The 11,505-nt window shown below is 71.3% G+C and carries 8 protein-coding genes; 2 read left to right on the top strand and 6 right to left on the bottom strand.

Features of this window, described 5'->3' with window-relative positions:
• Positions 1 to 7 precede the first annotated feature (7 nt).
• Complete coding sequence (locus tag ABZ345_RS18165; RefSeq protein ID WP_359849447.1) at positions 8 to 439, bottom strand: nuclear transport factor 2 family protein; 432 nt, start codon at positions 437 to 439, stop codon at positions 8 to 10.
• A 261-nt stretch (positions 440 to 700) separates the two neighbouring features.
• Here ABZ345_RS18165 and ABZ345_RS18160 point away from each other — a divergent pair, with 261 nt between their 5' ends.
• The gene (locus ABZ345_RS18160) at positions 701 to 1,921 is read left to right on the top strand and encodes an IS110 family transposase (protein WP_359849646.1); all 1,221 of its coding nucleotides are present in this window, start codon (positions 701 to 703) and stop codon (positions 1,919 to 1,921) included.
• A 23-nt stretch (positions 1,922 to 1,944) separates the two neighbouring features.
• Here ABZ345_RS18160 and ABZ345_RS18155 read toward each other — a convergent pair whose 3' ends face one another.
• The gene (locus ABZ345_RS18155) at positions 1,945 to 2,511 is read right to left on the bottom strand and encodes an NAD(P)H-dependent oxidoreductase (protein WP_359849445.1); all 567 of its coding nucleotides are present in this window, start codon (positions 2,509 to 2,511) and stop codon (positions 1,945 to 1,947) included.
• A 129-nt stretch (positions 2,512 to 2,640) separates the two neighbouring features.
• Here ABZ345_RS18155 and sigJ point away from each other — a divergent pair, with 129 nt between their 5' ends.
• Positions 2,641 to 3,495, top strand: coding sequence for an RNA polymerase sigma factor SigJ (sigJ, locus tag ABZ345_RS18150; protein WP_359849442.1), 855 nt, complete (start codon positions 2,641 to 2,643; stop codon positions 3,493 to 3,495).
• Positions 3,496 to 3,503: 8 nt separating this feature from the next.
• Here the strand turns inward: sigJ and ABZ345_RS18145 are convergent, their stop codons facing one another.
• The 4 genes from ABZ345_RS18145 to ABZ345_RS18130 are packed head-to-tail and all read right to left on the bottom strand — an operon-like array spanning position 3,504 to position 11,505.
• Positions 3,504 to 3,773 (bottom strand): hypothetical protein, encoded by a 270-nt coding sequence (locus tag ABZ345_RS18145; RefSeq protein ID WP_359849439.1) that lies wholly within the window; start codon positions 3,771 to 3,773, stop codon positions 3,504 to 3,506.
• Entirely contained in the window at positions 3,770 to 8,128 is a 4,359-nt protein-coding gene (locus ABZ345_RS18140; RefSeq protein WP_359849436.1) for an FtsK/SpoIIIE domain-containing protein, read from the bottom strand. Before ABZ345_RS18140 ends, ABZ345_RS18145 begins: the two co-directional genes overlap by 4 nt.
• A 3-nt stretch (positions 8,129 to 8,131) precedes the next feature.
• Complete coding sequence (locus tag ABZ345_RS18135; protein WP_359849433.1) at positions 8,132 to 10,366, bottom strand: transglutaminase domain-containing protein; 2,235 nt, start codon at positions 10,364 to 10,366, stop codon at positions 8,132 to 8,134.
• The gene (locus ABZ345_RS18130) at positions 10,363 to 11,505 is read right to left on the bottom strand and encodes a DUF58 domain-containing protein (RefSeq protein WP_359849430.1); all 1,143 of its coding nucleotides are present in this window, start codon (positions 11,503 to 11,505) and stop codon (positions 10,363 to 10,365) included. Before ABZ345_RS18130 ends, ABZ345_RS18135 begins: the two co-directional genes overlap by 4 nt.

Raw genomic sequence — 11,505 nt, 5'->3', positions numbered from 1 at the left:
CCACGGCTCAGGGCTCGAGATCGGTCACCCCCTTGCCGCTGGCGATGTCGAACGGCACCGAGACCTGGTCGTGGCTGACCAGCCAGTTCCCGTCGATCTTGCGGAAGCAGAACGTCGCGCGGACCCACATGCCGCCGATCGTCGCGCCCGTCTTCGTCGTGCCGCTGAGCCGTCCGAAGCAGTGTCCGAACGCGACGTTCTCGTCCACCGTCAGCGCCAGATCACGAACCTCGTAGCTCACGTCCTGGAAGAACGCGAACGCCGTGGCCCAGTTCTTCAGCTTCGCGTCGACGCCGACGTGCTGCAGCGGCGGCTCGACGTCGAACGACACGACGTCCGGCGAATAGAGCCGCCGCAGCGCGTCCAGGTCCTTGCGCTCGATCCCTTCGACGATCTTGCCGATGTGCTGCCTGAGCTCGGCTTCGTCCAGTTCGCGCATCATCAGTCCTAATCAGTTTTGGGAGTGGCCATCCGGCACACTCCTTGCGGTAGCCGACCGGCGGGTGAGCACTCGGATGTCCTGGACGCCTGAGTCCCGCTGAAAGACGGTGCCCCTGCCGGCAGGCCGGGAGAGTCGATCGCTGCTGGGATGTCGTGCCCCGCGAGTTCGTGGCGGGAAGCACTGCTTGATTAGGTCGCTGATGGTTCTCCCGCAGGCTGCGCACGGTGACCGAGAACGAGAGCGGGAGGGCAGTTGCGGCTGTTCGTAGGGGATGACTGGGCCGAGGACCATCACGACGTCGAGCTGATGGACGGCACGGGCCGGCGGCTGGCCAAGGCCAGGCTGCCCGAGGGCGTAGCGGGGATGGCCCGGCTGCACGCGATGATCGGCGAGCAGCTTGGTGAGACCGACGACGAGGATGTGGAGGTGCAGGTCGGGATCGAGACCGACCGGGGTCCGTGGGTGGCGGCGCTGGTCGCGGCCGGCTACACGGTGCTGGCGGTCAACCCGTTGCAGGCGGCCAGGTTCCGTGACCGGCTGGGAGTGTCGGGCGCCAAGAGTGACGCCGGTGACGCGCACGTGCTGGCGGACATGGCCCGCACCCACTCCCACGAGTTGCGGCCGGTCGCCGGGGACAGCTCCGAGGCCGAGGCGATCAAGGTCCTGGCCCGCGTCCACAAGACGCTGATCTGGGAACGCACTCGTCACGCTCAGCGGCTGCGGCACGCCCTGCTCGGCTACTTCCCCGCCGCGCTGGTCGCGTTCGAGGACCTCGACGCCGCCGACACCCTGGAACTGCTGGCCAAAGCCCCCACCCCGGCACGGGCCGCCCGGCTCACGAGCTCCCAGATCAGCGCTGCGCTCAAACGCGCGCGCCGCAAGAACATCGCGGAGAAAGCCGCGGCCGTGCAGGCCGCGCTGCGCACCGAGCACCTCGGCCAGCCCGAGATCGTCGCGGACGCCTACGCCGCCTCGGTCCAGGCGCTGATCGCGGTCCTGACCACGCTCAACACGCAGGTGAAATCCTTGCAGGGGCAGGTGGAGACCCATTTTGGGCAGCACCCGGCCGCTGAGATCATCAGCTCCCAGCCTGGGCTGGGACCGATCCTCAGCGCTCGGGTGCTCGCGGAGTTCGGCGACGACCCCGGCCGTTACGCCACTTCCAAAGCCCGCAAGAACTACGCGGGCACGTCCCCGATCACCCGCGCGTCGGGCAAGAAGAAGGTCGCCCTGGCCCGCTTCGTCCACAACGACCGGCTGATCGACGCGCTGATGTCCCAGGCGTTCGGCGCGCTGAAAGCCTCGCCCGGAGCACGGGCCTACTACGACCGGCAGCGCGCCCGCGGCGCGGGACACAACGCCGCCCTGCGCCAGCTGGCGAACCGGTTGGTCGGCATCCTGCACGGCTGCCTCAAAACCGGCACCCTCTACGACGAGACGACCGCCTGGTCGCATCACGCCGAGAACGTCGCGGCTTGACATTTCAGCTCCTGGGATGTCTTTCAGGCCACAGTGGCGGGCTCGGCGGCGCGCAACGGCGCGAGGGCGGTGCTCCAGGCGATGACCTGGTCCAGCATCCGGTCCAGGGCCGCGATGGTGTGCTCGCCCGGCTTGAGCACGGCGAAGTCCTGGAACTCGGTCGCCAGCGGCAGCGTCACCTGCAACGCCACGTCGGCGATCCCCAGCGCCCCGCACACCAGCCGCAACTGCTCCACCGCACGAGCGCCGCCCACTCCGCCGTACGAGACGAACCCGGCCGCCTTGTCACGCCACTCGGCGTGCAGGAAGTCGAGCGCGTTCTTCAGCACCGCCGGCGCCGAGTGGTTGTACTCGGGCGTGACCACCACGAACCCGTCGAACGACGCGATCTTCGCCGCCCACTGCCTGGTGTGCGCGTTCGCGTACTCGCCCGGCAGCTCGTCCAGGTGCGGCAACGGGTGGTCGAGCAGGTCGACCACCTCGAACTCCGCGTCCCCGCGCAGCCCCGCCCGTTGTTCGACCCACCGGGCCACCTGCTCCCCCCGGCGACCCGGCCGGGTGCTGCCGAGGATGATGCCGATGCTGATCATCGGTCTCCTTCGTCCGTAGCGTCGTTTCCGATCACTACGACGACGCGCCCCGGCGAAACGTCAGGCCTGACAATGGGACGCGGTGTCTCGTCGTACAGGCGAAGACACCGAACCACCGGGGGAACACCGATGACCGACGCGATCCTGGGCGAACGCCGCCACCTGATCAACATCGCCTACCGCCTGCTGGGCACACTGGCCGAGGCCGAAGACGCCGTCCAGGAGGCCTACGCCCGCTGGTACGCGCTGCCCGCCCCGCACCAGGACGCGATCGCCTCCCCAGGCGCCTGGCTCACCACCGTGACCAGCCGAATCTGCCTGGACCAGCTCGGCTCGGCCCGAGCCCGCCGCGAACGCTACGTGGGCGAATGGATCCCCGAACCGCTACCGGACCCGGCCGAGGGCCACCCCACCGACCCGGCCGACCGCGTAACCCTGGACGAGTCGGTGACCATGGCCTTCCTGGTGGCACTCGAGTCGATGACCCCGGCCCAACGCGTGTCCCTGATCCTGCACGACGTCTTCCAGTACTCCTTCACGGAGATCGCCGAGATCACCGGCCGCACCCCGGCCGCCTGCCGCGAACTGGCCTCCACCGCCCGCCGCCGAGTCCGGGCCTCCCCGCCGCCCACCCCCCAGGCCGTCCACCTGGTCCGCGACTTCAAACACGCCTGGCAGACCCAGGACATCACCGCCCTGGTGGGCCTCCTGGACCCCACCGCGACCTTCACCGCGGACGGCGGCGGCCTGGCCACCACCACCCTGCACCCGATCCACGGCAGCGAGCAGATCGCCGAGTTCCTCATCGCGGTCGCCGACAAGACACTCGGCGTCGTGCTCCACGAGCGCACCGTCAACGGCCGCCCCGGCCTGCTGATCCAGAACGCGGGCGTCACCGCGTCGGTCTACGCGTTCGACTTCGCGGACGACCGCATCACGCACATCTGGGCCGTCCGCAACCCCGAGAAACTCCGCTCGTGGTGAAAGGACGGTCAGGCGCGTGAGGCCTCCTCCTGCTGAACGGCGTTGTTCGCCGCACGCGTCGAGGCCTCCCGCAACGCGGTGGAGACCGCGGCGAGCTGGGTGCGGTAGGTCCCCGACCAGTCCGAGCGGAACCCGTCCGCGTCCCGGCCGAGCCACGTCGTGCCGTCGATCTGGGACGACAGCGTGCTGGCGATGGTGTCGATCTCGCCGGCCTTGAGCTCGAGCTGACGGGCCAGTGTCCGGACGGCCTCCGGGTCCATACCGATGAAACCGGTCATGTGCTTGCTCCTCCTGGATCGGGCAGTCCTATTTGGACCACCGAGGTGGTTCCTCCCACCACGTGCAGTGCTCTGCCGGGTGGGAAGTCGGCGCGGTTGAGCTTCGCGGGGAACCTGGTCCTGAACGCGTCGTCCGCGGACTCCGGCGCCAGCGCCAGGCCGGCGCGGCTCGCCTTCGCGGCCCCGAGCAGGCCGTGATGGGGCTGAACGGCGAACGTCTCGCCGTCGAAGACGAGGAAGTGGCCGTCGCGTACGCAGCGCTGCACCAGTTCCACCAGCGGTGTGGACGGCGTCATGGCGGCGTGGGCGGCCAGTTCGAGGATGTTCTCCAGCACGACGACCACAGGCGGGCCGTCGAGCTCCTTCAGCAGCGCGCGTGCGGCCTCGTCCACGTCCGGGCCGCACGAGGTCGTGGTCCAGCAGCCGAGGCCGGCCAGGACCGAGCGCGTGGAGTTGCTCAGCAGGTGGACGGTCATGTCCGGGTTCCACCGGCGCACCGCCGCGACGACGGCGTGCACCGCCGTGGTCCGGCCGGACTTCGGCGGGCCACTGATGAGAAAGCCGCCGACGGGCTCGAACGTGTGCGGGGCAAAGGTTTCCGACGCGAGGCCGAGCACCGGGCGGCCGTCGACGCTGGCGGGCAGTGATAACAGCGGAATCGCCTCGGCGAGGCGTTCGATCGCCGGGGCCGCGGGCACGCCGCGGTCCCGCATCGCCTGGGCCATCGCCCTGATCCGCAGGGCCTGGGCGGCGACGTCACCGTGCTTGCCGAGGTTCGCGACCTGGATCTCGCTGCCGCGCAGCAACGCGCGGCCCGGCGGCGAGGCCGAACCCAGCACTCCCAGCGGTTCGCCGATGAGCGGGTACTCGCTGTCGTCCGCGAGCCTCAGCGCCACTCGGGTCTGGACGGCGGCTCCCAGCACGGACGGCACGGCGGGCGGACGGTCCGCGGACAGGACGAGGTGCACGCCGACCTGTCTGCCCTCGCTCGCGATGGCGACCAGCACGTCGAACCACCGGCTGTGATCGGTTGCCTCGTAGGCCTTCCGGAACGCACCGACGCCGTCCAGCAGCACGAGGATGCGCGGGTCGGGTGTCGCGCCTTCCTTCGCGCGGTAGTCGGTGATCGTGCCCGCGTCGGCTTTCGCGTACCGGGCCGCGCGTTCGTTCACGATGCCCCGGAGCCATCCCAGGAGCCTGGCGACGCGCTCGTGGTCGCTGCCCGCGATCACGCTGCCCACGTGCGGGAGCTCCTCCAGCATCGCGAGACCGTGACCGCTGAAGTCCAGTCCGTAGACGTGGCACAACGGGGTGCGGATGTCCCCCACCGCGGCCGCGATGACCCGCAGCAGGGTCGACTTCCCGGTGCCGCCGGTGCCGAACACGGCGAGGTTGCCGTCGACGTCCGGACGGAACGCGACCAGGGTCTGCTGCTGGTTCTCCGGATCGTCGCGGACCCCGAAAACGATCTCGCTGTCCGACCGCGACGGCATGGTCATCAGGTCGTAGACGGCTGCGAGCGGCGGCTTCCAAGGCTGGTGCGGAGGCCGCATCCGGGCGTGGGTGAATGCGGCTTGCACGGCACGCACCATCCGTGTGATGTCCGTGGGACCGAGGTCTGTCACTGACGGCGCCGCCGCGCGCACCTGCCAGACGGCGCTGCGCCCGAACGACAGCTCCTCCACGAACACCTCAGGCGGTGCGGCCACGTCCGAGGTCCACCCGCCCGCGTAGCCCGCCTGGAACGGCACGAGCCTGCCGGGGCCGGTCTTCGACACCGCCCGGCCGGGCAGCGCGGGGTCGAAGAAGGCGGCCTGCGGTGAGCCGAGCACGTCCACGCTGTCCGCCTCGTCCGCGGTGCGCAACGCCAGGCGCAGGTTGGTGTTCGCGCGCAGGTTGTCCTTGATCACGCCGGCGGGGCGCTGGGTGGCGAGGATCAGGTGCACGCCGAGCGAACGGCCGCGCTGCGCGACGTTCACCACGCCGTCGACGAACTCCGGCAGCTCCTTCACCAGCGCGGCGAACTCGTCGACCACGATCACCAGGCTCGGCGGTGCCGCGGCGGCGTCCCGGCGTTCGAGCTCGGCCAGATCCTTGACCCGGTACCGTGCGAACAGCCTCTCCCGGTTCTTCAGCTCTGCCGACAGCGACGTGAGCGCGCGGTGCACGAGGTGCGGGGTGAGGTCGGTGACCTGGCCGACGACGTGCGGCAGTCCCTCGAACTCCTGGAACGCCGACCCTCCCTTGTAGTCGACCAGCAGGAACGTCACCCGTTGCGGGCTGTGCGCCACGGCAAGAGCGAGAATCCACGACTGCAGCAGTTCACTCTTGCCGGAACCCGTTGTGCCGCCGACCAACGCGTGCGGTCCGTCCGCGCGCAGGTCGAGTGCGTGCGCGCCGGTCGCGGACATGCCGACGACGGCCCGCAGCGTCCCGGCCTCACGGCTCGGCTTCTGCGGGGCGCACGGTCCCTGCACGATGGACCTGTTCTCCTGCCAGCGTTCCAGCACCACTTCCGCGGCCGGTGTCAACGCGGGTTCCGCGACGTTGAGCAACGAGATCGACCTGGGCAGGTCGCTCGCGTCGTCGACCTTCGCGCCGGTGTCGACCAACGGCGCCAGGCGCCGCGCCAGATCGGTCGCGGACGCGTCGTCGAGCAGTTCCACCGCCACGTTCTCGATGCGGGCACCGTCGTGCACGTAGCCCACGTGACCGGAGCCGGTGGCGTGCTCGACGCTGAGGTACGTGCGGCAGGCCGCGGGCAGCAGCGTGACGTCCACCGCGAGCCACAACACGTGCACGCCGTGCCGCCAGCCGATCTCCGCGAGCTCCACCAGCCTGCTGCGTTCACCGGGCGCGTCGTCCTCGACGATCACGAAGACCGACGGTCCGGGAGCCTCGCCGTCCGCCCGGCTTTCGACGAGCGCCTCGAGCTCCGACAGCAGTGCCGCCGCGGACGTCGTGTCCGCGGCGAGGTGGCGCGTCCCGAACGGGCTGTGCGGGGAGGTGGTGTGCGGCAACCACTTCACCCAGTCCCAGTCCACCGAGGTCTGGGCGGAGGCGAACCCGGTGAGCACGAGCTCGGCGGGCGAGTGCAGCACGGCCAGTTGCGCGACCAGGGCCCGGGCCGCCGCCAGCGCGGCCGGCCGTGATCCCGCGACGCCGACACCACCGTGTTCAGCCGGCCGTGCCACCACGGGCACGCCGTCGACGAACGAGAAGGACTCGGTCCTGGTGACCAGCTCGGTCCACAGCTCGCGCGGAAGACCGCGAGGATCCGGCAGGGTGATGAAGTTGCGCGCGGGCAGGCGTCCGGTGCCGAGGCGGATCTCGATGAAGCCGTGGCCGTCAGGTCTGCGCGTCCACAGCAGCTGACCGCCTTCCCTGGCCGCCGCCGTGCAGTCGGCGAGCGACGGGTGTTCTGCGCACCGCGCCGACACCTCGGCCCGGTTCGCCTCCCCCGCTTCTTCGGCCAGCTCCACCAGCTCCGCGCGAAACGCGGCCGTCGCCTTCTTGAACGCGGACCGCCCGGCGAGCATCGACTCGACCCCGTAGCCGACGATCATCAGCGGACTCAGCGCCACGAAAGCCAGTGACATCACGGATTTCGTGATGAGGTACAGCACCGCGCCCATCAGCACGGGCGCGATCAGCGGCACGATCGGGAACCGCTCCCGCTGGGGACGGCGCGGCGGCTCCGGCGCGAACTGCTCGACACCCTCGTAGCGCCGATCCAGCCGGGGCGAGCGGACGAACGCGACGGCGGCGTCATCGGCCGCCGGCGTCGCGTGCAGGACGCGCACCTGCAGCTCGGTGTCCCCGACCCGCACGCGGTCTCCGGGCCGCAGCACCGACCGGGACACCGCCGCCCCGCCGAGCTGGACGCCGTTCGCCGAACCCAGATCGGTGATCTGGGCGATGTCGGCGATGGTGAGCCTGGCGTGCTGGCGGGACACCAGCGGATCGGTCAGCCGCACCTCGCAGCCGGGTTCGCGGCCGATCACGCTGGTTCCCCTGTGCAGCGGGAACTTCCTGCCCGCGTCCGGTCCCTCGACCACCTCGACCACGGCCGCGTCACCGGTGCGCGGATCGGCGTAGTCCTCGCCGCCGCGGGCGATCGAGACGACGGCACCGGACCGCAGCCCGCTGCCGCCGACGTGCAGGTGCGGGTCGAGCGAGCGCTGGTCCCTGCCCGCGATCGACAGCGTGACGCGTCCGGGCACCGGCTGCCCGCTCACCGGATCGGCGCGCACGAGGTGCGCGGCCAGGTCTCCCACCGTGGTCGCCGCGTCCACGGTCGCCATCAGGTCGACGGACGTGCCGCCGGACCGCGCCAGGGTGAACTTGATCTTCACCGCTCACCTCGCCCGCGCGAGCAGGAACGTCCGCACGTCCACCGCCGCGAGCCAGCGCCGCCACCGCGGCACCGTCGCCCGCATCCGGCTCCTGGTCTGCCGCACGGCCACCCAGAACGCGTCCACCGCGGCCTGGTCCGGCGTGCCGGGGCCGAACACGTGGTCGTCCGCGTGCACGGCGAGACCGCGCAGGTCGAACCGGGCCAGCAGGGTCGCCTCCTGGCGCCGGGTCAGGCCGCGCGGCACCTTCGCCCCCAGGTCACGGGCGTGGTCGACGACCTCGCGCCACCCGGTGGCGAACCTCGTCGTGGTGCTCCCGCGCGTCCGCCTCCGGTGGCGCCGCACGGTCTTCATGCCGACGAGAAGGCCGACCAATGCGGTGATCGGGAGCAGCACCGAGCCGACGCCGGCCAGGAGGTCCTTCAGCCACGACGGCAGGAACGGCGGGTCGACCGGGCCGGCACCCACGCCGGACGCGTCCGCACGGCTCGCGTCGACGAGCGAACTGGGCATCTTCACGGTGTTCGGCGGCGGCACCACCGCGGCGTCGGTGTTCTCGATCTCCTGCGGCGGCTGATGATCCGGCTTCTTCGACCGGTCAGGCATGTACTCGGTGTTCGGGACGACGGCCCACGCGCCGTCCGCGAGGTGGATCTCCACCCACGCCTGCACGTTCTCGCCGCGCACCACACCGCCGGAGCCCGGCACCGCACCCAGCACGACCCGTGCGGGCATGCCGATCTCGTTGGCCACCAAGGCGTACGCGGCGGCGTACTGCTCGTCGTTGCCCGCCGGGCGCTTGGCGTTGAAGAACGCCGTCAGCCTGGCCGCGCTGTGTCCCGGCAGGTATTCCGTCTCGCCTGGGCCGCCGTCGGTGTAGGCGCCGTTGTCGCGCAGGTACGCGGCGGCCGCCTTGAGCCGTTCGGCGATCGTCCCCGCGCCACCCGTCCACTTCGCGACCTTGCTCCGCACGAACGCCAGGTCACCGGCGCGCACCGGCGGCCGTCCGAACGGCTGGGCGTCGTCCGGGATCCCCTGCGCCGCGAGGACGGTGCGCAAGGCGTAGGTGTCGCCCTCGCGCAGCCGGTCGGCGACGATGCCGGACGCCGTCGCGAGGTTGTAGCGCAGGCTCTCGGTGTGGCCGGCCTTCCGCTCACCGCTGAACGCGATCTCCCGCGCGTGCCCTGCGGTCGGCAGCCACGCGCTCAGCTCGTCGGCCGTCGCGTAGGCCGCCTCGATCCTGATCGTCACATCCGCCTCCGCACCGGCACCGGCGACGGGGATGCGCACGCCTACTCGTTGAAAGTTGTTCCGCTGCACCGGGTTCGCCGTACCGGACGGATCGTTGGTCGCGCCCCACACTCGGCCGTCGTAACCGTCGAGCGCGGCGATCCGGACGCGTTCCCCCGGTGGCAGGCCCTCCACGGTGAAGAGCGTCTGGTCCCACAACTGGTTGGCGTCCTTGGTGTGCTTGCGGTATCCGACCAGCGGACTCGCGTAGGCGCCGATCTCGAACGGCGGCTCGACGTAGTTGCGCAGCACCAGGCGGTCCGCGCTGCCGGTGCCGGGCAGCACCGGCGAGACCAGCAGCGCGAGCCCGGCCGCAGCGCCCACCAGGACGATCGCGGTCACCGCGCGCACTCCGCTGACACGCCTGCCGGTGCGGTGACGTGCCGCCCGCACCGCGAGCCAGCCGGCACCCACGGCGGCGAACACCGCCCCCAGCACGCCGGCCGCTTCTCCCGTGCCGAGCAGGATGACCGCGACGAGCACGGCGAGCGGCGCGCCGATCGGGGCCGCGCTCAGCGACACCCGGCGGGCCAGCGTGAAACCACCCGATCCGCACAGCAGACCGAGGATGTACGGGATCACCAGCAGCGGACCCGCGCCGTCGACCGGTGGCAACGTCGTGAGCAACTGCTTCCAGCCGTGGACACCGAGGTCCGCCAGGCCGGCGAGCGTGTCCGGGGTCGGCACCGCCCCGCTCCCGCGCATCGCCACCACGCCACCGAGGAGGAAGAACACCGCGACCGTCATCGCGGCGACGGCGATCATCGGGCGGCGCAGCGCCGACGCCACGTGCCCGGCGAGAACGCCGAGCGCGAGCCCGGCGCCACCGGCGAGCAGGAAACCCCAGCCGGTGTAGGTGGTGCGGAAACCCAGCAACGCCACCACGAACAACGCGCTCAGGAAAGCGGCGTCGACGAGGTCGTCGCGACCGGGCACGAGTCTGGTCACTGCAGGGTCCCTCCCGCCAGCAACACCGGCAGATCGTTCAGCTGCCGCAACGTGAGCACGGTGAACGCGGTGCTCGCCGCCCGCGCGGTGCGCCCGGCGGGATCCACGCGCAGCACGACCTTGCGCACCTCCTGCGAGAACGCGGACGCCGCCACCCGCAGGTCCGCGTAGCCGTGCTTCGCGCTGGTGACGATCACGACCAGGGTGGCGTCCGGGGCCGTGGCCACCGCGCGGGTGGCGGCCTCGGCGAGCACCGGTCCGCCCAGCTCCGCGCGGGCGAACACGTCCAGCACGTGCTGTCCGCCGTCGCGACCGGAGATGTGCCCCGCCGCGACCACGGTGGTGTCGATCTCGTCGGCCGCCGCGCGCTTCACCACGGAAGCGCCCACCGACAGCGCCGTCTCGAACACCTCAGGATCCGAATAGGACTGATCCGCGCCGTCAACTATCACGACGATGTGCGCTCGCCGCGTGTCGAGGTACTGCCGCACCAGGAACCGTCCGTCCTGAGTGGACGAGGCCAGCTTCGCCGTGGAGCGCCAGTGGATGTGGCGGCGGTCGTCACCCGGCGCGTACTCGCGCAGCGCGTGGAAGGCGAGGTCGCTCATCGAGACGTCGTTGGTGGTGCAGCCTTCCAGGTCGCGCAGCAGCCCGGTGCCCAGCGGTGCCAGCGGCACGGTCACCGGGTGCACGAACAACTCGACGACGTCGGTCATCCCGACCGTGCGCCGCACCAGCCCGAGCGGATCGCCCCGGACCGTTGTCGCGGGACCGACCGCGATCACCCCGCGCTTCAGGCTGGCGATCTCGATCTCACGGCCGCGGTCGAACACCTCGACCCGATCTTTGCCGATCGGGAGCTCCACCTCGGGCGCGAACAACGACCTTCGGCCGTGGTGCTCGACCTCGCACCGCGTGGATTCCTCCGGCTGCAGGCGGCGTTTGGCAACGGTGACACCGACTCGAACCGCACCGCGGCCCAGCGTCAGCCCGCATGCCAGCGCGAGCAGCAACGCACCGGTGGCGCCGAGCAGCACGAGCTCGTCCCAGCCGAGCACGGCGCCGAGGATCCATGCCGCCACCGCCGCCACGGCGAGCAGCCGCCCGGACGGCGAGACGGTCTCCAGCAGTCGCCCCAC

Origin of the sequence: Lentzea sp. NPDC005914 (assembly GCF_040629405.1) — a bacterium.
Lineage (GTDB): Bacteria > Actinomycetota > Actinomycetes > Mycobacteriales > Pseudonocardiaceae > Lentzea.
The sequence above is the reverse complement of the archived record's forward strand: the minus strand, read 5'-3'. Positions and strand labels throughout refer to the sequence as shown.